The following is a 23,265-nucleotide window of genomic DNA, read 5'->3' on the forward strand; positions in this document are numbered from 1 at the left end:
CTCCCTGTTCGGTGGTCATCCGTTACGCCGATGGAACCAGCGTTGCAGCCAGGACGAATCCGCGCGCATGGCGTCGCGCAATGCTTGGGCGCAGATGGTGCGTTGCGCCGCGTCGAAGGCCAGCGCCGCGCGCAGGGCTGGCCAACAGTGTCTGGGAAGGTTCTTGGGCGCCTGCAGCGTGCGGTCCAGGCGTTCGTCGCGGGCCTGGGTCGACGGCAACCGGCGATACGGGTGTTTGCCGCAGGCCAGCTCAAAGATCACACAGGCCACCGCGTACAGATCGGCGCTGGCCGACAAAGCCCCGCCCTCCAGCAATTCGGGGGCGGCATAGCCGGGTGTCCAGGCGTTGAAGCGGCTGCGGCTCAGCTGCGGCAGGCCGGGCAGCACGCCCTCCTCGGCCTGGCTCAGGCCGAAGTCGAACAGCCGCACGCCGTCTTCGCAGAGCATCACGTTGCTCGGCTTCAGGTCGCCGTGCAGCACACCGCGAGCGTGGCTGTACGCCAGGGCATCGAGCAGTGGCCGCACCACATCGCGCAGCTCTTTCCACGGTAGGCCCAACGGCCGCTCGCAGAGCAGTTTGTCCAGGGTCAGGCCGCGCATCAGCTCCATGGTGATGAAGGCGCGCTGGCACTGGGTGTCCACCTCGAAGCTGTGCAAGCGCACGATGTTCGGGTGGCGCAGGCGTCGGGTCAGGGCGAACTCGCTGTAGAGCAAGGCGCTGGCATCCGGCGTCTCGGAGAATTCTTCGCTCATGACTTTGAGCGCTATGTAAGGGTCGGGATCGCCGAACTGCTCATGCAGCAGGTCCCGCGCGCGGTAGACCGCGCCCATGCCACCGGCCCCGAGCAGACGCTCGAGGCGGTAACGTCCGGCCAGTACATCCGGCAGCCCACCCACAGGCGCCACGGCCTTGGCCTTGGAACGGGAGCGGTTCCTGGAACGGTTGCGACCCTTGCCCTTGGCCTTGGGCGCCACGGGACGCGGCGCCTCATTGGCCTTGGCGAAGGCGAAATAGGTCAGGTTGCTGGCCTCTTCCTCGCTCATCAGGATGTTATCCAGACCGGATTTGAGATCACTCATTGGCGGATCACCACGGCTGTCAGGTTGTCCCGTGCCGAGCCGCGCAGGGCGCCGTCGAACAGGCGCTCCAGCGCCACCTGCGGCGAAGCCAGGCTCAAGGCGTTACCCAGCGCGTCGCTGGTCAGCCCCTGGTACAGGCCGTCGCTGCACAGCAGGAAGGCATCGCCGGGGTAGACCTGCAACTCCAGCACATCCAGGGTCAGCTGCTCGCTGGCGCCCACCGCCCGGGTCAGGGCATTGGCCGCCGGATGAGCCCGCGCCTGCTCGACGCTCATCTGCTGCTCGTCGATCAGTTGCTGTTGCAGCGAATGGTCCTTGGACAGCTGGTACAGACGCTGCCCGCGCCACAGGTAACAGCGGCTGTCGCCGGCCCAGATGCACGCCGCGCGGTCGCCTTCCAGCAACAGCGCGACCACGGTGCTGCCCATGATGCTGTCGTGGCGCTCGGCGGTGACGGTCAACTCCTGGCCCAGGCGCCGGTTGAGCCAGTGCAGGCACTGGCGCAGGCCCTTGAGCCGCTCGTCGAAACTGTCCTGCGCCGGCAACTCGGCCAGGCTGGCGACGATCAACTGGCTGGCGATGTCGCCACCCTGATGCCCGCCCATGCCGTCCGCGACCACCCAGAGCCCCTGCTCCGGACAGTCGAGGAAGGCATCTTCGTTGCGCGCCCGAACCTTGCCCGGGTCGGTGCGCGCAGCGCTGCGCCAGGTACTGGCAACCAGCATCAGAGCTGCACCGGCATGCGGAAGGTGCGCAGCACGCCCATGTCGAACGGGTTCGGCGTGCGCTGGCTCATCAGCAGGTAGTTGGCGCGCAGGCCGCCCAGGTCGGCCTTGAGCACCAGCACGTCACGGCCGGTCAGGTACTCGGTCTGCATCAGGTCGAACAGGCGGAACAGCGACCAGGGGCCGGTGTTCTTTTCGATGCCCACCGGGCGCCCGGCCATCTTGTCCAGCACCAGGCTGGTGCGACCGTCTTCGGCGTCGGTCGGCCACTTGAAGGACACCGGCACGATCGGGCCGTGGCGGTATTCCATGGTCTTGTCGCCGAAACGGAACTCGGAGCGGCTCACCGCCGGGTCCAGGGTGTAGGGCTCCAGCTTGAACTGCACCTGCGGCTCCGCCGGGTTCTCCGAGAAGAAGCTCTGGCGGATCACCTGGGCCGCGGCCATCTGGTCGAGGTAGACCTTGGACATCGGCAGGCTGTGGCCGTCGATGCTGCGCAGGCGGTAGTTGCCCGGATCGCCGCTGACGAAAGGCCGCATGTAGGTTTCGAAGAAGCGATCGGCGATGCCTTGCGCCTTGAAGAACTCGCGGAAGTCGCTGATGGCGACATCGCTGGTGCTGTGGGCGCTGAACGGATAACGCTTGCTGATGGCCTTGCCGTAGAAGCTGTACAGCTCGCTCTGGTAACGCTGGTTGAGGTACTGGTAGGAGTCGTTGAGCACCAGGCGCCAGGTGTCTTCCGCCAGCACGTTGAACCACACGCTCACCGGACGCGGCAGGCGCACCGAGGCGTTGCGCAGGCTGCTCAGGGCATCGCGCTGACCGCTCATGCGGGTCTTGGCCATCTCGAACGCCGCCTGCTCGGGCGCGCTGGCACGGGCCAGGCCGGCCAGTTGCAGTTGCAGGTCGTTCAGCGCTTGCAGCGCCGGCGTCAGGTCAGCGGCCGGGCCGTTGTTGTCGTCCAGCAGGCGGTGCAGCGGTTCGAAGCGACGTTGCAGCGACTTCTTCGCGGTGTCCGGCAGGTTCTTGGCCAGGGCTTCCTGGGCCTTGCCCGCGGCAGCCGCCGCGACCTTGCCCAGCGCCCCGCCCTTCTCCGCGGCCTTGTCCGCCGCGGCGGTCACGTCTTCGGCGCTTTCGGCGATGGCCTGGAAGCGGGTGTTCTCGCGCACCTCCACCAACAGTTGCAGCACTGGCGAGTTGGCCGAGGTCAGGCCGGCGACCTGATCAGCGCCTTCGCCGGCGTCGTTGAACGGTTGCAGACCGACCTGGCCGACCGCTTCGCTCCAGAAGTTGGCGTAGTCGCGGAAGTACAGCTGTTCCAGTTCCACCATCAGGCGGCGCAGGTCCATGCCGCTGATGCCGCTGCCTTCGCCCAGCACCCAGTTGTCACGCAGGATATCGGTGACCAGCGCCGTGCCCTGGACCGAGAAATACTGCTGGTAACCCTGTTGGGTGTAGAAGCCCGGGATCGCGTAGTCGGTGCCGACGAACAGGCTGCCTTGCGGCCCCAGGTGCTGGCTCAGGCGGTACTCCGGCAGGCTCCGCGCCTGTTCGCGCAGCACGCGATAGACCACGTTGGCCAACGACTCGCTGCGCAGCACCTGGCGCGCCTGGGCCACCAGCGTGTCGTTGAGCGGGTAGCTGAACGGCAGCTTGAGCAGGCGTTCGAAGTGCGCGTTCAGGCCGTTCTGCACCGCGGTGTTGCCGGCGTAGCGTGTCGACCAGTCGCTGGCCACCCAGTCCTTGAGCCAGGACGGATCGCGACGGTCCTGCATGTTCAGCATCAGGTACGCCCGCAGGCTGTTGAGCAGGCGGTCGCGGTCGCGCATGTTGCTGCGGATCTGCCCTTCCAGCATCTGCGCCACCCGTGGCAGCAGCTGCGCTTGCAGCTCACGCTCGTAGGCGCTGAGCACCACCGGGTTGCTTTCCTCGCCCTGGTACAGGCCGACCCGCTCGTGCAGCGAGACGTCGCCCTTGGCCGGGAACACCTTGGTGGCTTCGAAGCTGGTGTCGAGGGTCTTGAGCGCCGCCATCGCGTCGTCGCGGGCGGTCAGCGCGGTGCGCTGCTGGTTCCAGTTCTGCGCCAGGGAGCGCAGGTTTTCCAGGCGCTCGTAGTTGGCGGAAAAACCACCGGCCCAGAGCAGGCCGAACAAGGCCAGGGCCACCAGCGCGCCAACGTACAGCGCACGCTGGCCCCAATGGATGCGATTGCGCTCGCGCTTGTCCAGGCCCGCCAGGTCGGCCTCGGGGAAAATCACCCGGCTCAACAGGTGGTGAATGAAGCGCGAACGACCGCTGCGCAGGGTCGGCAGCACGCCGGCCGCCATGCCCAGGCTGGCGCCGATGCCGGCGGTATCGGGGTCGAGTTTTTCCGTCAGGTGCGGCGCGCTGGTCAGGTAGAAACCACGCAGCTGGCTGGCCCGCTGGTAGCGGTTGCCGGTGAACGCCATGTCGACGAACAGGCACAGGCGCTCGCCGATCTGCCCCAGCTGGTGCGGGAAATCGAGGATGCGACCACGGCGCTGGGTGTCGCGCTCCTGGTGCATGCGCATGATCACCTGGCTGTTCAGGCGGCGCAGCAGCTCTTCGAACTCCTGGCGCAGCACGGCGACGTCGGTGCCGTTCTGTTCCTTGCGGAAGCTGGTGCCGAGCACCTGGTCGCTTTCCTCGCGGCTCAGTTGGTCGAAGAATTCGTCGAAGCCCAGCAGTTGGTCGGCCTTGCTCAGTACCAGGTACACCGGCACGTCGACGTGCAGTTTCTGGTGCACGTCCTGCAGGCGCGCGCGGACCTGGCGCGCCAGGGTGTCGAGATCCGGCTCGTTGCCGCTCAGCAGCAGTTCCACCGGAATGGTCACCAGCACGCCGTTGAGCGGACGCCCGCGCCGACGCTTGCGCAGCAGGTTGAGCAAGGTGCTCCAGGCGCTGCCGTCGACTTCCGCGTCGGGCTGGGTCAGGTAGCGGCCGGCGGTGTCGATCAACACACCGTGGTCGGCGAAGTACCAGTCGCAATGCCGGGTGCCGATGGTGTCGCGGGTCAGCTTGCGGTCGATCTTGTTGATCGGGAACTCAAGGCCCGAGAAGTCCAGCAGGCTGGTCTTGCCACTGCTCTGCGGACCGATCAGCAGGTACCACGGCAGGTCGTTGCGCCAGCGCTCGCTGCGCCCGCGGTACAGGCTGGAGGTCTTGAGGGTGCGCATGGCTTCCTTGAAGCGGCTGCGCAGCTCTTTCTGTTCCTCGTCGATCAGTTCTTCACGGCGCAGGCGTTCCTGGCCGTCTTCGCTGTCTTCCATTTCTTTCTTGCGGATCCCGGCGCGCCAGCTGACGAAGACCATGGTCAGGCCCCAGATCAGGAACAGCACGCTGATGGTCAGCAGGCGCGAGGTCGCGCTTTCCCAGAACTTGTAGTCGTTGACCGCCAGCAGCGGCCCGACGAACCACACCAGCAGCGCCACGAACAGCACCAGCAACAGCGTCCAGACCCACGTCTTGCGCAGGAAGGCGCCGACTTTCTTGAAGAAGTTTTTCATCACACGTCCCTGTATTACGGCTGGGGCTGGACCACGGCCGGGTCAAGCTGCTGATAAGGTTGCAGAACGGTCTCGCGCTGCTCGCCCAGAACCCAGGCGAACCCCGAATACATCACCACCAGGCAGACCACCGTGAACAGCGCGACCATCCACCACGGCACGATGCGCACCAGGCTGCGGCGCTTGTCGTGCAGGCCTTCCCAATGCGGCGACAGCTCGCGCGGCACGTCGCCACGCAGTTGGCGGATCTGCCGGTACAGCGCATCGCGGATGCCTTCGAGTTCGAGCATGCCGCGGGCCATGACCCGGTACTTGCCCTCGAAGCCCAGCGACAGGCACAGGTACATCAGCTCCAGCATCGGCAGGTGCTTGACCGGGTTCTTCGACAGCCGATCCAGCAGCTGGAAGAACTTCTCGCCACCAAAGGTCTCATTGTGGAAGCTGCTGAGCAGGCTCATCTGCGACCACTCGCTTTCATTGCCCCAGGGGGTGGTGACCACCGCCTCGTCGACCACGGTGCACAGCACGTAGCGGGCGGCCATGACCTGGCTGCTTTCGGCGCCGTTGTGCAGGGCGCGCACCTCGAACAGTTTCAGGGCCGAGGTCAGCCGCTCGTTGAGCGCGTACAGGTCTTCGCGGGTGTCGCTGTGCTTGAGGCGCACCACTTCCGACAACAGGTCGGAGGCCGCCGCCACCAGCGCGTTCAGGCTGATGTTGAAGGCCTCGGCCGGGCGCAGGCGCGCGGCGTAGATCATCCGTTCTTCCAGTTGCTCGAAGCGTGGCGGCGCGGCGAAATCGGTCAGCGGACTCTGCGCCGGGCCATGGCCCTGGCGATCGAGCAGGACGGTCTTGTCGTCCTGGTTGTGTTCCATGTCCTTGATCATGTCGGTCAGTTCCTGATGGCCCAGAATTTCAGTTCAAGCTCGGCGAATTCGCCGGACACGTGGAAGGCGAAACCGCCGGAACGCTCCAGTTGCGCCAGGTCTTCGGAACTGAGTTCGAGGATGAAATAGGTTTTGTTGGAGTGGAACGCGATCTGCCGTGGCGCCACCGGCAAGGGTTTGACCTTGATCCCCGGCAGGTGCAGGTTGACCAGCTGGCGAATGCGCTCCACCGGGCCGACCTTGAGGTGCGCCGGCAAGCGATGGCGCAGTTCTTCGGAATCGCAGTTGGCGCTGGCGGCCAGGACGAACGAGGCCGAGCCCAGCAGCTTGTGGTCGTGCAACGGCGACACGATGATCCCGTACTGACGCGCCTGCAGCACCAGTTCGATGGCGTGCTGTTCGAGCACCATCGACAGCACCTGGCGGATCGCGTCCATCAACTTGCGAAAGCTCGCGCCCTGGTCGCTGTGCTGGTAGCGGCTGTCCAGGCGCGGCCGCTTGCTGTCGCTGGCGAAGGTCGCCAGATCGCCGAGCATGGTCAGCAGCGTGCGGTACAGCTCTTCCGGGTGCACCTGCTCCAGGCCCAGGTAGTGGCGCAGCAGCAGCTCGGTGCGGTTGATCAGTTGCAGCATCATGAAGTCGCCGACTTCGGCACCGCCGACCTTGCCGTTGGAACGAATCCGGTCGGCAATGGTGTCGCCGCGGTGGCTGAGCATGCTGATCACTTCCTTCAGGCACGACAGCAGGTAGCTCGAGGCATGGGCGTGGATGAAGGTCGGCACGAAGTCCGGGTCGAGGCTGATCACCCCGTCGGGCGTGGTGTCGAGGACTTCGCAGAGCTTGAGCTTCACATAGGCCTGGTCGCTCTGTTGCTCGCCGAGCAGCAGGCGGAAGTCCGGCCGGGCGCAGCTGACCTGGCTGCTGGAATCGTCGCCGGCGTTGGAGTCGGCCACTTCCGCCTCGTAGGTGGTGTAGCGCGCCAGCACATCGGACTGCTCCGGACGGCGCGACTCGATGTGGTTGCCGGTCACCAGCGGCAAGGCCAGGTAGACCGGGGTGTTGCCGGTGTTCGGCGGTACGTCGAGGGCCAGCGGCTCGGTGTTGCCGCCCAGTTCGAACAGGCTGCCGTCGGGCAGGATGCCGGAGGCCTGGCTGATCACCAGCTTGCCCATGTTGAGGAACTGCAGGTCGATCTCCAGGCTCAGGAACCCCCAGGAATAACTGCCCAGCAACTGGGTGCGGGTTTTCATCTGGTAGTCGTAGTAGCGATCGTTGTGCTGGAAGTGCTGCGGGCGCAGCAACATGCCTTCCTGCCAAATGACTTTATGCACGTTCATGATTACTTGTCCGCCTTGGCGAGCGTTGCGTTGCTGGTGCGAATACCGGCCTGGTCGAGGGTCAGGTCGGCTTCGGTCAGTTCCACCGGAGTGAGCTGCACCACATAGCGCCACTGGGTTTCCGACAGGTCGCGGTAGGCCGCCAGCACGCCGACGTAGCGGCTGCCTTCTTCGACGCTGAGCTTGAGTTCCACGGTTTCACCCGGGCGCAGTTCCAGTTCTTCGCTGGCCACCATGTCCGGCGCCAGGGACTCCTTGGCGCGCTCGTAGAGGCTGAAGAAATCGGCGTTCTCGAAGGCCACCGGATGCTTGAGTTCGATCAGCCGCACCACGATCGGCGACGGACGACCGTTGAGGTCCGGGTTGAGCTGGTCGCTGGCGGTCAGCTTGAGGTTGAGCTTGGTCATGGTCGAGTACGGCGACAGCGACGAGCAGCCAGCGAGCAACGCCAGGGCGGTCAGCGCAGCCAGCGTCTTGAGTAACAGGGTCGAGCAGCGAGACATGCGCATCATCCTTGGTGTTCGGTGTGAAGGGTGGAGATCAGGCGGATCTGTTCTTCGTAGGCCTGGGCGAAGTCGCGGGCCAGCAGGCGTTCGCTCCAGTCATCGTCCTGGCGCAGGGCCTGGTGGTAGCGGTTGTAGGCTCTCCAGCGGCTGCCGGAGGTGGCCAGCAACGGCTTGTTGTCGCGCTCGAAACGCAGGGTCAGTTGCTGCGGCGAAAAATGCTCGAGGGTGCCGCGTACAGCTGCGCGGCTGGCGGTCAGCAGCGCCACCTGGTGCGCCTGCAGATCGCGGAAAGCGCGGGAGATCGCCTGCTCGGCCGGCAACTGGCCGGGCTTGTTGCCCTGCAGCAGGATGCCCAGCGCTTCGCTGGCGTCCACGGCAAACTTGAGCGGGTTCTTGCTACCGCCCTGGGCCGTGGTCAGGGCCAGGCGCAGTTCGTTTTTCAGCTCGCTGCGGGTGCGCAGGCTCTGCTGCAGGCCGCCGATGCTTTGCTTGAGCAGGCGCGCGGCATCGATCGCCAGGGCTTCGCGGGCGTCGTGATCGAGACCTTTGAGGTCCACCCCCAGCGCCGCGCCGAAATGCTCCCAGAAGCCTTCGCGCTGGCGCTCCACCGGGGCCGGCTCGACGGCGACCGGCGCCTCGGGCTGGGCCACCAGTTCCGGCACCAGCAGGCTTTCCATGTCGATGCGCGCATAGTCCGCGCGCTGCCGTGGTTCCTGGCGCGGCGTGTTGAGCGCGGTCAGCTCGTCGATTTCCGAATACACCCGCTCCTGCTGGTCCAGCGCGTTGAGCGGGTCGAGGTCGAGGAATGCGTCATCGGGAATGATGCTGCCAGCGGCTTGCGGACGACCGACTTCGGCGTCGAAGGTCGCCGGATCGCGCACCAGGCGCGCGCGGATCTCGAAATCCCCCAGCACATACACGCTGCCGTGCTCGATACGCTGCGGCTCGCCCTTGCGCAGGCGCGCGCCGCTGTCGCTGGCCTGGATACCGTTGCTGCTGGTATCGGTGAGGAAAAACATTCCGTCGCGGTAGCTGACGATCGCGTGGTGATTGGACAGATGACGCTTGCGGTCCGGAATGATCCAGTCGCAATCCTCGCCCCGTCCGATCACCCCACCGGCCTGCTTGAAGGTTTTGCTGCTCAACTCCGTGGGCACGAACTGCTTGGTGTTCAGCATTTCGAAAACCAGTTCCATGATGATGCTCCTTGCGGTCACTTGCCGCGATTGACCGCCTGCGGATCACCCAATGGGCGATAGGTGTTGTCGTTGAATTTGTAATTACCGCTACAGCCGCCGAGGCCGCTGAGAACGATCAGAGCCAGCAGGGCGGCTTGCCAGTGACGAACAGACATCAGAGGGTCTCCATGGGTAGACAATGCACAAAGCGCCGACCCTGGCGGGCGACGCTTGGCGAAACGAAAAAGGCGCTGGGGAAAGTCATGTCGCGCTAACCCTCGAAGTCGCCAAGATTGATGTTCAACCGCCCGAGGCGGTACAGCAGCGTACGCCTGGGCAGCCCCAGCTCGCGGGCCGCCAGGGTCTGGTTGCCGTCGTTCTTGCGCAGGCAATCGAGCAGCAGGTGGCGCTCGACCTTCTCCAGGCGTTCGCGCAGGTTCAGGCCGGGTTCTTCCGGCAGCGCTTCGCTGCTCAGGGAGAAATGCTCGGCCAGCAGCTCACCGCCTTCGCACAGCAGCACCGCCCGTTCCACCAGGCCCTTGAGCTCGCGCACGTTGCCCGGGAAGGTGTAGCCCGACAGGTGATTGAGGGCGGTTTCCGACCAGCTCACCGGGTCGCGCTGCAGGAAGGCGCAGGCCTTGTCGGCGAAGTGCCGGGCCAGGTCGAGGATGTCGCCTTCGCGCTGGCGCAGGGCCGGCAACTCGATCGGGAACTGCGCCAGGCGGTAGTACAGGTCCTCGCGGAACTTGCCCTCGCTGACCAGCACCGCCAGGTCGCGGTGGGTCGCGGCGATGATGCGCACGTCGATCTTGTGGGTGTCGTTGGAACCCAGCGGACGGATCTCGCCCTCCTGCAACACGCGCAGCAGCTTGGCTTGCAGGGACAGCGGCATGTCGCCGATTTCGTCCAGCAACAGGGTGCCGCCATTGGCCGCGTCGAACAGCCCCGGACGGTCGCGATCGGCGCCAGTGAAGGCACCCTTGCGGTAGCCGAACAGCTCGCTCTCCAGCAGGTTCTCCGGGAAGGCCGCGCAGTTCTGCACGATGAACGCCTGGGAGCGCCGCGGGCCGTAGTCGTGGATGGCCCGCGCCACCACTTCCTTGCCAGTGCCGGTCTCGCCACGCAGCAACACGGTGTAGGGGCTGTGCAGCACCTTGCTGATCAACTGGTAGGTCTGGCGCATGGCCGTGCTGTTGCCGATCAGCCCGTAGCCGCTGGCGCTGACCGGGGTGCTGGCCACGGGCGTCGCGTCGCCCACTGGACGGCGCAGGCGTTGCAGCAGGTGCAATTGCCCGAGCACGAACGAGCCCAGCTGCCCCATGGAATCGGCGAAGCCCTGCAGGTCGATATGTTCGCGACTGGCGCACAGCAGCAGGCCCTCGACGGCCTTTTGCGTGTTCACCAGCGGCACGCACAGCAGTGACTGCCAGGGGGTATCCCGGGCCGGCAGGAAGCTGGTTTCGTGCAGGCTGCCGCTCAGCCCCACCAGGCTCACCACGCGGTTCTGGCACAGCGCGAACTGCAGCAGTTGCTCACCGTTGTAGTCCGCCGGCAGGCTCGCCGCTTCCCGCGGTTGCAGGATGCCGCCCAGGCATTCGGCGCTCAGGCCCAGCCGGGTATGGGTGGCATCCAGCAGGTACAGCTGGCTCAGCTCGCAACCGCTGAGCCCGGCCACGCCGCGCACGAAATCGCCCAGCAGCGCGCCACCGTCGGCCGCCCGCGACAGGCTGGCGAACTGCGCCAGCAGCGCCTCGGCATAGATCAGCGGTTGCGGTACACGAGTGAACATCACACCCACCTCAGGCGAACTCGCAGGTCACGCCGCCGCTGCTGTCGAGCGTCGCGTGTACGCGCTTGAGGTTCTCGCCGGTGGCCATGGCGTCCAGCAGGCGGTCGGCCACCAGCGGCAGTACGCGCAGGTCGAGCAAGTGGTCGATCAGGCGCGCGCCGCTTTCGCTCTGGGTGCAGCGCTCGGCCAGGTGGTCGACCAGGTTCTGGCAGTAAGTGAAATCCAGCTGGCGACGGTTCAGGCGCTCGCCCAGGCGGCCCAGCTTGATTTCGATCAGCTCGCGCAGCACCGGGCCGCCCACCGGGTAGTACGGCACCACGCGCATGCGCGCCAGCAGCGCCGGCTTGAAGTGCTTGCTGAGCACTGGACGGATGGTCTCTTCCAGAGTCTCGGCGCTCGGTCGCTCACCGTTCTCGCACAGGGCGCTGATGCGGTCGCTGGCCAGGTTCGAGGTCATCAGGATCAGCGTGTTGCGGAAGTCGATCTCGCGCCCTTCGCCGTCGTTGGCCACGCCCTTGTCGAAGATCTGATAGAACAGGTTGAGCACGTCCGGGTCGGCTTTCTCGACCTCGTCGAGCAGCACCACCGAATAGGGCTTCTGCCGCACCGCCTCGGTGAGCATGCCGCCTTCGCCGTAGCCAACGTAGCCTGGCGGCGCGCCGATCAGGCGCGACACGGTGTGCTTCTCCTGGAACTCGGACATGTTGATGGTGGTGATGAAACGATCGCCGCCGTACAGCAGGTCGGCCAGGGCCAGGGCGGTTTCGGTCTTGCCGACGCCGCTCGGGCCGACCAGCAGGAATACCCCCACCGGCGCATCCGGCTTGTTCAGGCCAGCGGCGGTGGCGCGCATCGAGCGGTCCAGCGCATGCACCGCCTGCTCCTGGCCACGAATGCGCGCGCGCAGGTCGGTGGCGAAGCTCGCCACCTTGGCGTTGTGTTCACGGGCCAGTTGCGTCAGTGGCACACCGGTCCAGGCGCTGATCACTTCGGCCACCAGGCGCGGGCAGACTTCGAAGCTGACCAGGCGTTCCTGGCTCTGGGCATCGCTCAGGGCGCTATGGGTTTCGTTGAGGGCAGCCTCCAGCGCCTCGACGCTCTGCCCTTCTTCCACTTCGGCGGCGAGGGTTTCGATCACCGCGCCTTCGGCGTCTTCTTCCACCGATACCCGCGGTGGCTGGTTGGCCGCGTCGCGAGCCTTGGCCAGTTGCTGGCGCAGTTCGAGCAGACGCTCGGCCAGGGTGCGCTGTTCGCTCCACAGGGTTTCCAAGGCTTGTTGCTCGGCCTCGGCGTCGGCCAGACGGGCTTCCAACGCGTCCAGCGCTTCCTGGTCGATCACCAGGCCGGCCTCGGCATCGCGGCGCAGTGCCTGGCGCTGACGGCCGCCTTCGGCCATCTCGCCACGCAGGCGTTCCAGGCTCTCCGGCGCCGCCGCCAGGCTGATGCGCACCCGGGCACAGGCGGTATCGAGCACGTCCACCGCCTTGTCCGGCAGCTGGCGGCCAGCCAGGTAGCGGGCCGACAGTTCGGCCGCGGCCACCACCGCGTCGTCGCGCAGGTAGATGCCGTGACTCTTTTCGTAGACCTGGGCCAGGCCACGCAGGATGGTCACCGCCTCGCTGACGGTCGGTTCGTGCAGCTGCACCGGCTGGAAGCGACGGGCCAGTGCCGGGTCTTTCTCGAAGTACTTCTTGTACTCGGCCCAGGTGGTGGCGGCGATGGTCCGCAGCTCGCCACGAGCCAGCGCCGGCTTGAGCAGGTTGGCCGCGTCGGAACCGCCCGCGTTGCCGCCGGCGCCGATCAGGGTGTGGGCTTCGTCGATAAACAGAATGATCGGCTTAGGCGAAGCCTTGACCTCGTCGATCACGCCCTTGAGGCGGCGCTCGAACTCGCCCTTCACGCTGGCGCCGGCCTGCAGCAGGCCCATGTCCAGCGACAGCAGCTCGACGCCCTTGAGCACCTGTGGCACTTCACCGGCGGCGATGCGCGAGGCCAGGCCTTCGACCACCGCGGTTTTACCGACGCCGGCTTCGCCGACCACGATCGGGTTGTTCTTGCGGCGCCGGGCGAGGATGTCGACCATCTGGCGGATCGCGCCATCGCGGCACAGCACCGGGTCGAGCTTGCCCTCGCGCGCCTGCTGGGTCAGGTTGTGGGTGAAGCGCTGCAACAGCGATTCGCCCGGCGCCGCCGGCTTGCCGCTGGCCGGTTCTTCCTTCTGCGACAGGGCGAAATCCTTCAGCCGTTCGATGTTCAGCTTGGCCAGCAGCGGCTGGTAGCGGCTACCGGCATAGCGCATCGGGTTGCGCAGCAGGGCGAGGATCAGCGCCGCCTGCTCGACCTGGCTCTGGCCCAGTTCGAGGTTGGCCACCAGCAAGGCGTCCTGCAGCCACTGCACCAGTTCCGGGGCGAACACCGGGTTGCGCGAGGCGCTGTGCTCGACCCGCGATTGCAGTGCCGCGCTCAGTTCGCCGGCATCCACTTCGGCGTCCTGCAGCGCGCGGGCGAGCAGGCCTTGCGGACGCTCCAGCAGACCCAGCAACAGGTCTTCGACCAGGATCTTGCTGCCGCCACGGGCGACGCAGCGTTCGGCGGAGCTTTCCAGGTCGCGGCGGGTTTCGGCGTCCAGCGCCTGGATCAGTTGCTGCAGGTCTACGTTGATCATGTCATCTGTCCTTAATGAATTTTGCTGCCCAGGGTCACCACGCCGTCCGCGCGTTCGCGGCCGAGCCAACTGGTCCACCCGAGGCGACAGGCGTTCTGCTCACCGATGCGCAGTTCGCGGATTTCTTCCTGGCGCAGGACCAGGCGAATGTCGTAGTCCAGCGGGTCACGCAGGGTGAACCGCACCAGCGCGCACAGCGGCTGGTAGCCGAAACCGATCGGCAGGAATTCGTGGAAGCGCTGCCAGTCGAGCTGGCGGATATGGATGCGGAACTTGCCGCTGCGGTCGCGCACCCGCTCGCCCAGCACCAGGTCTTCGCCGAGCTGGCTGTTGGCGCGACCCAGGCGGTTGCGTTGCTCCTCAAGAATCTCCACCCGACGCTCGATGCACTGCTCAATCACCAGGTCCGCATGCTTGAAGTAGTAGCGCAGCACGGCCTCGATCAGCGCCGCCGAGTGGGCCCGCAGGCTGAGCAGGCCGAGGTACGGCAGCAGGCGCTTCCAGTTCAGTTCCTTGGCCTTGCGGATGTCTTCGCCGCCGAGGCCGATCAGGGCGAACAGCTGGGCGGAAAACGGGTCGAGCGCGCCGCTCTTGAAGCTGGCGCGGTAGCGATACTTGCGCCAGATCGGCAGCATCAGCCGCTGCAAGCGATGGTGGAACAGGTCGAGGAAATTGCGGGTCGGGTTGCCGTCCTCGCTGTCGCCCAGGGCCTGCTCACCGTAGAACGCCGGCAGCGGCGAGCCGGAGCCGAACAGCCCGATCAGGTTGAACCGCAGGCGCGCGCGCATCTGCCCGTGCTCTTCGAAAAACTCCACGCGATCGACGTCGCTGCCAGGGAAACCCAGGCTCGGATTGGCCTGGAATTCCAGCTGGTCGTAGAGATCCTCTTCGCTCAGGCCCGGATGGGAATCGCGCAGCCGGTCCACTACCAGCAGCACGGCCTGGAACAGTGAGTACTCGCGGATGACCCGGGTCAGCCCGCTTAAAGCAGGGGCTGTAGACCCATACGTGGTGTCCATTGGTACACCTCTCCCTGTGTACTTTTTACCCGCAGCTCGTGGTACGAGTTGAGACTGGCGTAAAGAGCGAAAAACTCGTTGAGAACCGAAGCGAAGACGAACATGTCGCCTTCACCGATATAACCTTCCGGATCGATGGTCAGCTCGGTGCGCAGACCGCGCAGCGGCAGGCCCCGGTGCAGCCGGTCGACATGCTCGTGGCGGATCGACTTGAGCCCGCCCAGCAGGCGCTTGCTGACCTTTTCCAGGTGCTGGTCGTAGTAGCGCGGCAAGTCGTAGGTTTCGAGAATCACCTTGAGCGCGTCGACGTTGGCCAGCGACAGGTAGTTGAGCGACATGTTGCTGATCAGCTTCCACAGGAAGTCACGATTCAGCGGTGGCGCGTAGCTCGAAGTGGCCGGGGTGATGTTGCGGAAACTGAGGAATTCCGGGGTTTCCTCGCACGCCTGGTTGATCTCGCCGAGCTTGAGCCGGCGCGGCAGGTTCTGGTTGGTGCAGGTCAGCTCGATGGACAGGGTTTCGTGGGCCTCGGTGTGGCGGATGCCGAAGCTCAGGTAGGTGTCCAGGCCGTCATGCAGCAACGAGGAGCGCTGGCGGATGCTGTAGTGCGGGCGGCTTTGCGGGACGTCGAAACTCGGATCGTGCTCGAAGGATTCGAACGGCACATATTCCTGGTAACCCAGGCCGCCGGGCTTCCAGCCGGTCACGGTTTCCACCGAGAACACGCCGCAGTTTTCCAGGTCGTACTCGGCCGGCAGCAACAGGTACTCGTCCTGCTTGCCATCGAGACGGATCGGCAGCGCGTCGTGCTTGAACAGGTTGGCGATCGGCGTGCAATACAGCTTCACGTTGTCCAGGGTCGGCCGCAGGCGCTGGATGCCGCTCTTGCGAATGTCGAAGCGCACCTCAAGGCCGTGCAACTGCTTGAGGGTGTCCTCCGGCAGCGACTTGAGCAGGTCCAGGCCGTTCAGGTCGACGAACAGGAACTTGTCCTGGAAGGCGAAATACTCCTGCAGGTAGCGATAGCCGCGGAAGGTGTTCAGCGGGTACGGGATCAACGCCTCTTCTTCGGCAAAGCCCACCGGCTGCACGCGGTTGCCGGGCATCTTGAACGACATGGCATTGCCACTGACACCCGGGAACGGCTTGCCATCCATGCCCAGCGGCACCAGCTCGATGCCTTCGAGGTTGCGCAGCAGGCTCAGGTAGAGCATCTGGCTGATGTAGCGCTCGCCCGCCAGGTGCAGGCGCAGGCGGCTCAGGTTCAGCTCGCCGAGATGGCCGTCGCAGCTCATCTCCAGGCGCAGGCTGAGCAGTGCGCCGTCGCCTTTCACCGAGTAGTTCAGCGCGGTCAGGTCCAGCGGCAGGACTTCGGTCGGGTAGCAGGTCCGGAAGCGGCAGCGCACGTCATCGATGGGCTTGCTCTCCACCGGCGTATCACGCTCCACACGCAGGGCCGGCCCGGACTGCTTCAGCGGGTCGAACTGCAGGATGCTGAATGCCGGCAACGGCCGCATGTAGTTCGGCCACAGCAGGTGCATCAGCGAGTGGCTCAGCTCCGGCAGCTCGTCATCGAGTTTCTGCCGCAGGCGACCGGTGAGGAACGCGAAACCTTCGAGCAGGCGCTCCACATCCGGGTCCCGCCCGGCCTGCCCGAGAAACGGCGCCAGGGCCGGACTACGCTCGGCGAAACGGCGACCCAGCTGGCGCAGCGCGGTGAGTTCGCTTTGGTAGTAGTGGTTAAAGGACACGGGTTACCTGCTTGGTGTTGAATTCGGGTGAACTCGGTATGTGCGTCGACGTAGTCTTCATATTCATTCGGGCAGTTGATTCAGGAAGTTCATTCAGCCCAACCCAAAATCGGCATTCAGGCTGGAGGCAAATTAGCGAAGTAGCTACCAACTGCCTCAAGCAACGGAACAGACATCAGACATAGAAAGACCAGAGCCCTATGCCCCTTGGAATTCCTGATACCGGCAAACAGGCCACCAATCGCCACAAAAAAACAGACGATTGCCAAAACGCCAAACAGGTCGCTATCCGCCAATACCGCCAAATAACCTTTAAGATCCATCACTTATTGAACCCCGGTTCGCGACAGACAAATGGTTTGTTGTAGACCTGTTGCGCCGCGTCTCAAGGTCACAGGAAACAGGAGGAAGCCGGCGAACTTAGTCATTGAGTTCACCCTTTGCCCCTTGCTTTGCGATTCGCTGCGATAAATATTTATTCACTTTATTCGCAACAAGTATCGCCACTGCAGTCAAGCTGCCGCTCAACGCACTGTATGCAAATGCTCGAACAGGGTATTCAGGAAGCAGGTAAATCGATATCAGGGCGACCATAACCATTAGCGCCCCCCATTTAACTGCGACCTTTGGAACTAGAGAAGCAACAAGGTTCACCGCAACAAAAAGATAAAAAACCATGTACATGGCGATCCCGATGGATGCGCCTCGGGAAGTCAGCCCACCAAACAGGTGTTTATATAAAGAAACCCCGTAATAGTTGAGCACCACATATGCCACACAGGCACAGAAGTGGACAAACAAGCCTACAGCGATCCTCGCTATCACTTCTGCCAAACCCCGTACTTTTGTACCGAATCTTGTGTAATGGAGCTTCTCAGTTTCTGGTCCGATGCACCGCGGTACACAGTGCTGGTTACGATCTTTTCGCGATAGCCCATGCGACCGGCAAACACCCTTACCTTTTCCACACGTAGCTCAAAGTTTTCAGAAGCCCATAGCGCGCCACGTAAGACCATGTGGTTGTCATACTCATTGGAAAAGTCTTCCTTTGGAAATACAGGAAGACCGTCTCCATACTTCATGCCCGTCTCGACCGTCTTCAGGATAGAGGCTTCAAGTTGCTTGGTTTCTTCAAAATAAAGACGGTATGTATCAGTAGCGAATGGTATCTGCCCTACAGCATCGGACCAATAAGGCTTGCCCTCAATCATTACTATCAGAAACTTGGCTCCGCCTTCTGCGCTGTTTTTCCAGTCGCCAGGCATTTTTGGTGCAAAGCTGATCGACATACGATCCACGACTGCGAACTTGATGATTTGCGCCCATGTAAAGTGCTTGTACGCACTATAAGACTCCGAACCAGCTGTTTGAGACTCCGGATTAACCCATATCATTTTCCGGTAATTATCCGCCAACGGTTCAAACCACTGACGTTTTGCCTCGTACAGCTTCTCGGCCGTCAGAATTCGGAATTGAATGTCTGAGGCTGCTGGTTTTAGAGCAAAAAGCGGCACCCCATTATTCCTGGTTACCAACCAGACATTGGGCAATGGAAGCTGTTTCGGCTTCTTGTCCTCACTGGGCGTTGTTTCCGCCTTAATTTTCAGCTCCGTCTTTCTATCGGAAGTCTCGAAAACATGGGAAACGCCGTCGATAACAATTGTGGTTTCCACGCAGTTACTCCGACGACACGTAAATGGTGACCATTTCGCTTTGCTTACCGGTTGAAAAACATCCAGTTCCTCCAGCTGCCGATGAACATCCAGCTTTTTCTATTCCACTTTCAGAAACCATCCTGTAATTCAAGTTGGCGGCTGGCTGCCCATCTGCAGTCTGGAACGAAAAAATACGATTGAAGACTCCAGGAATGACTACAGGCTCCGGCGCCACAAACGGCGCCGCCGAGTGGGAGTTCCCGATAATCACCGTCCCCGACCCACCGATAACGATATTTCCATGAGTCCCGACCGAATCAACCGTGGCCGCCGGTTTACCGTTGATCAAAACAGTGCTTGCCAAACCACCGGACATCGCACCGCCACACGCAGAAGCATCACCTTCGCGGGCGGCGGCGAGGCCATCGAAGAACACGTCGCCGGAACCGGCGGCGATCGGGTTGGTACCGTGACCTGGCAATGGGCAAGCGGTCGGGTCTGAAACACGAGCGGCAGGTTTACCGGACATGTTCACCTCCCATAGGCAAGAGGGGTGGCGTGAACGTTGGCGGCGTAGCCAGCTTTGCCGAGGGAACAGGTTTCGCCGGGTCATGCAGCAGTACCGCTTGGGTAGCGGCGATGATAGAAAGGCGCGCGCCTTTCACTTCAACGGCTTTGTCATTGGCCTCGATGGTTACGCTGTGGCCACTTTTGAAGGTCAGTCGGTGAACCTGCCGGCCTTCTTCCTGAACGATTTCATGAGTGTCCAGATCCAGCAGGTTGGTCAGCCCTATCGTGGCATCGGGCGTGCCGAATGAAACATGGTTGACTGGCTCAACGGCGTGACTTGCCGTCTCGCCCAAACGAATGAAATTGTCTTCGCTCATCTTCATGTCACCTTGACCTGTCCGCTGCCATCCAGGCGCGCGGAAAAACTGACCTGGCGCTTGAACCCGTCCACCTCAAGCAGGCCTTCGATATTGAAAGCCAGCTTGAGCTGGTCGTGATCGCGCGGCAGGGAAACGACACGCACATTGCTCAGACGCGGTTCGTAGGCTTCGATGAAGCTTTCGATGGCCAGGCGAGCCTGGCTCAGGGCGTCGTGCAGGCTCAGGCGCATGTCGTTGAGATCGGGCAGCCCGTAATCGGACAGCGTCTGCACGCTGCCCGCACGGGTGCTGAGCATCTTGCCCAGATGGGCAGCCACCGACGCCATGGCGGAAACCTCGCGGCTCCAGCCGACACGTTTGTCGGCCTCGCCACTCAGGCGTTCGAAAAGGCTGCCGTATCCGGTCATGACCTAGCTCCTGGTTACTCTTTGTCCAGCTTGCCAACCAGCGACAGGGTGAAATCGGCACCCATGTACTTGAAGTGCGGGCGCACGTTCAGGCTGACGCGGTACCAGCCCGGCTCACCTTCCACATCGCTGACGATGATCTGCGCGGCGCGCAGCGGACGGCGGCCACGAACTTCGGCACTCGGGTTTTCCTGGTCGGCGACGTACTGGCGGATCCACTTGTTGAGTTCCAGCTCGAGGTCGGTACGTTCTTTCCACGAACCGAGTTGCTCGCGCTGCAGCACTTTCAGGTAGTGAGCCAGGCGGTTGACGATCATCATGTACGGCAGCTGGGTGCCGAGCTTGTAGTTCAGCTCCGCAGCCTTGCCTTCGGCGCTGATGCCGAAGAACTTCGGCTTCTGCACCGAGCTTGCGGAGAAGAACGCCGCGTTGTCGCTGCCTTTGCGCATGGTCAGGGAGATGAAGCCTTCCTCGGCCAGTTCGTATTCACGACGGTCGGAAACCAGGACCTCAGTCGGGATCTTGGTTTCGATTTCGCCCATGCTTTCGAAGTGGTGCAGCGGCAGGTCTTCTACTGCGCCACCGCTCTGCGGGCCGATGATGTTCGGGCACCAGCGGAACTTGGCGAAGCTGTCGGTCAGCTTGGTACCGAAGGCGTACGCGGTGTTGCCCCACAGGTAGTGCTCGTGGCTGTTGGCAACGGTTTCCTTGTAGACGAAGGATTTGACCGGGTTCTCTTCCGGATCGTACGGGTTGCGCAGCAGGAAGCGCGGTACGGTCAGGCCGATGTAGCGCGAGTCTTCCGACTGGCGGAAGCTCTGCCATTTGGCGAACTGCGGGCCTTCGAAGTGGTCTTTCAGATCCTTCAGGTCCGGCAGGCCGGTGAAGCTTTCCAGGCCGAAGAACTTCGGACCGGCCGCGGCGATGAACGGCGCGTGGGACATGCAGGCAACGCTGGACACGTACTGCATCAGCTTCACGTCTGGCGAGCTTGGCGACATGAAGTAGTTGGCGATGATCGCGCCCACCGGCTGGCCACCGAACTGGCCGTATTCAGCGGTGTAGATGTGCTTGTACAGGCCAGACTGCATCACTTCCGGCGAATCTTCGAAGTCGTCCAGCAGGTCCTGCTTGGAGACGTTGAGGATTTCGATCTTGATGTTTTCGCGGAAGTTGGTGCGGTCGACCAGCAACTGCAGGCCACGCCAGGCCGATTCCAGGGACTGGAAGTCTTCGTGGTGGAGGATTTCGTCCATCTGGCGGCTGAGCTTGGCATCGATCTCGGCGATCATGCGGTCAACCATGGCTTTCTTGACCGGCTCACCATCGTTCTGAGGCTTGAGCAGCTCTTCGATGAAGGCCGACACACCGCGCTTGGCGATGTCGTAGGCTTCGTCGTCCGGAGTCAGGCGGGTTTCGGCGATGATGCTGTCGAGAATGCTGTACTCGCCGTTCTCGTTGCTTTTCTGTTGTGCTGCACTAGTGCTCATAGTGTTTGGCTTCCTTGACTGATAGAGACTCAGGCTTCGGTGGCTGCGGCGTTCAGGCCCAGCTCACCGAGTACACGACCGCGCGATTCGTCGTCGGCGAGTACGCCTTCGATGGCTTTACGGAATGCAGGGGCGTTACCCAGCGGCCCCTTGAGGGCCACCAGCGCGTCGCGCAGTTCCATCAGTTTTTTCAGCTCAGGCACTTGCTCGACCAGGCTGGCCGGGTTGAAGTCCTTCATCGAGTTGACGCGCAGCTTGACCGCCAGCTCTTCGGTGTCGCCCTCTTCCTGAAGACGGTTAGGCACGCTCAGCGTCAGGCTCAGCTCCTGCTTGGCCAGCACTTCGTCGAACGTCATTTTGTCGATGCTGATCGGCTTGCGGTCTTCCACTTTGCGCTCGTCCACGCGCTGGGTGTAATCACCGATTGCCAGTAGCTTCAACGGCAGTTCAATCTCTTCCTGAGCACCGCCGGTGGCGGGTTTGAAGGTGACGTTGATGCGTTCCTTGGGGGCTACCGAGCCTTCTTTGGCCATGGCTTTTCTCCTTGCGGTTGTTGGCCCTGGGGCCTATTCGAGTACCACTTCGAGATCGAGGTGGCACAGCCTGCGATAAATCTCTTCCTTGCGTTCTCGCACTGCGTGGTTCTGCGGCAACAACTCACAGCAGCTATGCAGGAGGTGCAGCACTTCCAACGCAAGATCCGGCTCCCAGGCATGCAGGCCCGAGCTCAGTAATTCTTGATCGAGGGTTTCAAGCTGGGTCTTGGCCAGTTCGTATTTCTTGGCCATGAAGCACAGCCGCGCCAGGCTGAACTGCCAGAAGAACCGCACCCGCCCGCCGTGGGCGTTCTGCAGGCCTTGCTTGAGGACCTGCACGGCGGCCTTGAGGCCGTCCTTGCGCAGGATCGGCAAGACCTCTTCGAGGGCTTCTTCCCAGGCCGGCTGGCTGGTGGTCGCTTCGACCTTGCGCGGCGCACTGGCGCTTTGCAGATGGGGCATGACGTGAGCGCTGATCCAGCTGCGGGTGGCCGGATCGGCAAAAGGCGCACCGTCGTGGAAACGCAGTTCGACCACCCCCGGCAGACGCTGCAACAGGAGTGCGAAGTGAAACTCCACTTCGCGCATTGCCTGGTCGGCGTTCAGCCCCTGCAGGCATTCCCAGACCATGCGCTGGCCGTCGAACCAGAACGGCGCCCTGGCCAGGCTGGCTTCGAGCTCCACCAGCAGGTCGGCGTACTGCCCGTTGGCAAAACGTTCCTGATAGGTCTTGAGCTTGTCGGCCGGCAACCCGCGCAACGCGGTGATCTGCTCGGCATTGCGCTCCGGGACGGCATCGATGGGCAACCACAGCATGGTGCGATTCAGGCGCAGGGCGCGCACATCGGTGGCCTTCTGCTTGAGCCACCAGGCGCTCAGCGGCCGGGCGTTTTCCTGCAACGCGCGCAGGGCCTTCTGCGCTTCCTTCTCGTTGTCGATCGGCGCGCCGGGCGTGAACAGCTGGGTCGCGGCCTGCTTGACCTGCGCCACCACTGCGCCCACGGCGCCGGGTTCCGGCTGGTTGTCGGCGGCGCGCTGGACCATGGTCGACAGCCGCCGGCAGATCGGCAGCAGCAAGGGCGCGTTGTCGCCCAGATGCTCGGTGAGCACGGCGTCGAGCCCTTCCAGATGTTCCACCAGGCGGCGGAACAGCGGCAGTTGCTCCTTGATCGCGATGTTTTCGCCCAACACCTGCTCGAGACGCGGCACCAGCCAGCCGATGGCGGCAGCCCGGGTACGCAGTTTGGCGGGGTGGATCTGCGCCCAATGCTGTTCGCACAGGTGCTGCAGAAGACCAAGGCCGGCCAGCAGGCCGGGGAAGGATTCACGCTGATACAAGGCCCAGGTGAGCCAGGCGGCCACCCGCAGATCCTTGGACTGGGTACGCAGCAGCGCTTCACTGTTTTCGAGGATTTTCAGCCAGTCGATCTGGCCGCTTTCGTGCATGGATTGGGCTTTGCCCAGCTCACTTTCCAGTGCCTCGTATTCGCTGGAGAAGCGAACGTCCTCGCCCGCAAAACTCTCTTTGGAAACAGAGGCCTTGGCGAGGTCGAGGTAATGGGCAGAAAGTTTACTTGAGTAGGACATCCATGGCCTTTTTTGAGATTACGGTCTATACGCACGCGAGACTTTTTTCACGTGCTGGACAGTATCGAAGAGCGTACTCATCCAATTGAGCCTGCTCTTTCAAGAGCGCGCATCGTAATCAGTATGATGGCCACTAGCAAGCATCCCTTCAAACGACAAGACGAACTGTCATCGGCTGCTCGTAAGAGATTGCCTTATATATGACAGGGGTTCCCCTTAGGCAGTCAGTTGAATCCCTA

At 63.3% G+C, this 23,265-nt stretch carries 21 protein-coding genes; all 21 read right to left on the minus strand.

Annotation, left to right across the window (positions count from 1 at the left end; all coding sequences use genetic code 11):
- Window positions 1-15: 15 nt before the first annotated feature.
- Window positions 16-1,080 carry a serine/threonine-protein kinase gene (locus DK261_RS03640; protein WP_110175289.1) on the minus strand — a complete coding sequence of 355 codons (1,065 nt, stop codon included), beginning with the start codon at window positions 1,078-1,080 and terminating at the stop codon, window positions 16-18.
- A complete protein-coding gene (locus DK261_RS03645) occupies window positions 1,077-1,805 on the minus strand; it encodes a PP2C family serine/threonine-protein phosphatase (RefSeq protein WP_007930264.1) in 729 nt (242 codons plus the stop codon). The genes DK261_RS03640 and DK261_RS03645 overlap by 4 nt, the downstream gene beginning before the upstream one ends.
- The gene (gene tssM, locus DK261_RS03650; RefSeq protein WP_110175290.1) at window positions 1,805-5,332 is read right to left on the minus strand and encodes a type VI secretion system membrane subunit TssM; all 3,528 of its coding nucleotides are present in this window, start codon (window positions 5,330-5,332) and stop codon (window positions 1,805-1,807) included. The genes DK261_RS03645 and tssM overlap by 1 nt, the downstream gene beginning before the upstream one ends.
- Before the next feature lie 14 nt (window positions 5,333-5,346).
- Window positions 5,347-6,216, minus strand: coding sequence for a type IVB secretion system protein IcmH/DotU (gene icmH, locus DK261_RS03655; RefSeq protein WP_007930266.1), 870 nt, complete (start codon window positions 6,214-6,216; stop codon window positions 5,347-5,349).
- Between the two features lie 5 nt (window positions 6,217-6,221).
- Window positions 6,222-7,553: a type VI secretion system baseplate subunit TssK gene (gene tssK / locus DK261_RS03660; protein ID WP_009046207.1), complete on the minus strand. Its 1,332-nt coding sequence runs from the start codon at window positions 7,551-7,553 to the stop codon at window positions 6,222-6,224.
- A 2-nt stretch (window positions 7,554-7,555) separates the two neighbouring features.
- Window positions 7,556-8,056, minus strand: coding sequence for a type VI secretion system lipoprotein TssJ (tssJ, locus tag DK261_RS03665; RefSeq protein ID WP_009051585.1), 501 nt, complete (start codon window positions 8,054-8,056; stop codon window positions 7,556-7,558).
- Between the two features lie 5 nt (window positions 8,057-8,061).
- Window positions 8,062-9,255 (minus strand): type VI secretion system-associated FHA domain protein TagH, encoded by a 1,194-nt coding sequence (tagH, locus tag DK261_RS03670; RefSeq protein WP_009051586.1) that lies wholly within the window; start codon window positions 9,253-9,255, stop codon window positions 8,062-8,064.
- 17 nt (window positions 9,256-9,272) lie between these two features.
- Window positions 9,273-9,413 carry a hypothetical protein gene (locus DK261_RS03675; RefSeq protein ID WP_007930271.1) on the minus strand — a complete coding sequence of 47 codons (141 nt, stop codon included), beginning with the start codon at window positions 9,411-9,413 and terminating at the stop codon, window positions 9,273-9,275.
- Window positions 9,414-9,508: 95 nt separating this feature from the next.
- Window positions 9,509-11,026 carry a sigma-54-dependent Fis family transcriptional regulator gene (locus tag DK261_RS03680; RefSeq protein ID WP_009051587.1) on the minus strand — a complete coding sequence of 506 codons (1,518 nt, stop codon included), beginning with the start codon at window positions 11,024-11,026 and terminating at the stop codon, window positions 9,509-9,511.
- A 10-nt stretch (window positions 11,027-11,036) separates the two neighbouring features.
- A complete protein-coding gene (tssH, locus tag DK261_RS03685; RefSeq protein ID WP_110175291.1) occupies window positions 11,037-13,691 on the minus strand; it encodes a type VI secretion system ATPase TssH in 2,655 nt (884 codons plus the stop codon).
- A gap of 11 nt (window positions 13,692-13,702) precedes the next feature.
- A complete protein-coding gene (gene tssG / locus DK261_RS03690) occupies window positions 13,703-14,710 on the minus strand; it encodes a type VI secretion system baseplate subunit TssG (RefSeq protein ID WP_007930277.1) in 1,008 nt (335 codons plus the stop codon).
- A complete protein-coding gene (gene tssF, locus DK261_RS03695) occupies window positions 14,674-16,461 on the minus strand; it encodes a type VI secretion system baseplate subunit TssF (protein WP_007930278.1) in 1,788 nt (595 codons plus the stop codon). Before tssF ends, tssG begins: the two co-directional genes overlap by 37 nt.
- Window positions 16,462-16,577: 116 nt before the next feature.
- Window positions 16,578-16,784: a hypothetical protein gene (locus DK261_RS03700; protein ID WP_023967800.1), complete on the minus strand. Its 207-nt coding sequence runs from the start codon at window positions 16,782-16,784 to the stop codon at window positions 16,578-16,580.
- A 97-nt stretch (window positions 16,785-16,881) separates the two neighbouring features.
- A complete protein-coding gene (locus tag DK261_RS03705) occupies window positions 16,882-17,286 on the minus strand; it encodes a hypothetical protein (protein WP_053270196.1) in 405 nt (134 codons plus the stop codon).
- The gene (locus DK261_RS03710) at window positions 17,283-18,134 is read right to left on the minus strand and encodes a hypothetical protein (protein WP_053270197.1); all 852 of its coding nucleotides are present in this window, start codon (window positions 18,132-18,134) and stop codon (window positions 17,283-17,285) included. Before DK261_RS03710 ends, DK261_RS03705 begins: the two co-directional genes overlap by 4 nt.
- A 4-nt stretch (window positions 18,135-18,138) precedes the next feature.
- Entirely contained in the window at window positions 18,139-18,645 is a 507-nt protein-coding gene (locus tag DK261_RS03715) for a PAAR domain-containing protein (protein ID WP_080710624.1), read from the minus strand.
- A complete protein-coding gene (locus tag DK261_RS32785; protein WP_124300768.1) occupies window positions 18,635-19,003 on the minus strand; it encodes a hypothetical protein in 369 nt (122 codons plus the stop codon). The genes DK261_RS03715 and DK261_RS32785 overlap by 11 nt, the downstream gene beginning before the upstream one ends.
- A 2-nt stretch (window positions 19,004-19,005) precedes the next feature.
- On the minus strand, window positions 19,006-19,413 hold the full coding sequence (tssE, locus tag DK261_RS03725) for a type VI secretion system baseplate subunit TssE (RefSeq protein ID WP_016703136.1): 408 nt from the start codon (window positions 19,411-19,413) through the stop codon (window positions 19,006-19,008).
- Window positions 19,414-19,427: 14 nt separating this feature from the next.
- Window positions 19,428-20,903 carry a type VI secretion system contractile sheath large subunit gene (gene tssC, locus DK261_RS03730; protein WP_009051592.1) on the minus strand — a complete coding sequence of 492 codons (1,476 nt, stop codon included), beginning with the start codon at window positions 20,901-20,903 and terminating at the stop codon, window positions 19,428-19,430.
- A 29-nt stretch (window positions 20,904-20,932) separates the two neighbouring features.
- A complete protein-coding gene (gene tssB / locus DK261_RS03735; protein ID WP_007930286.1) occupies window positions 20,933-21,436 on the minus strand; it encodes a type VI secretion system contractile sheath small subunit in 504 nt (167 codons plus the stop codon).
- A 33-nt stretch (window positions 21,437-21,469) separates the two neighbouring features.
- The gene (gene tssA, locus DK261_RS03740) at window positions 21,470-23,026 is read right to left on the minus strand and encodes a type VI secretion system protein TssA (protein ID WP_028683642.1); all 1,557 of its coding nucleotides are present in this window, start codon (window positions 23,024-23,026) and stop codon (window positions 21,470-21,472) included.
- Window positions 23,027-23,265: the final 239 nt, after the last annotated feature.

The sequence above is a fragment of the Pseudomonas sp. RW409 genome (assembly GCF_003184125.1).
Classification (GTDB): Bacteria; Pseudomonadota; Gammaproteobacteria; order Pseudomonadales; family Pseudomonadaceae; genus Aquipseudomonas; species Aquipseudomonas chlororaphis_I.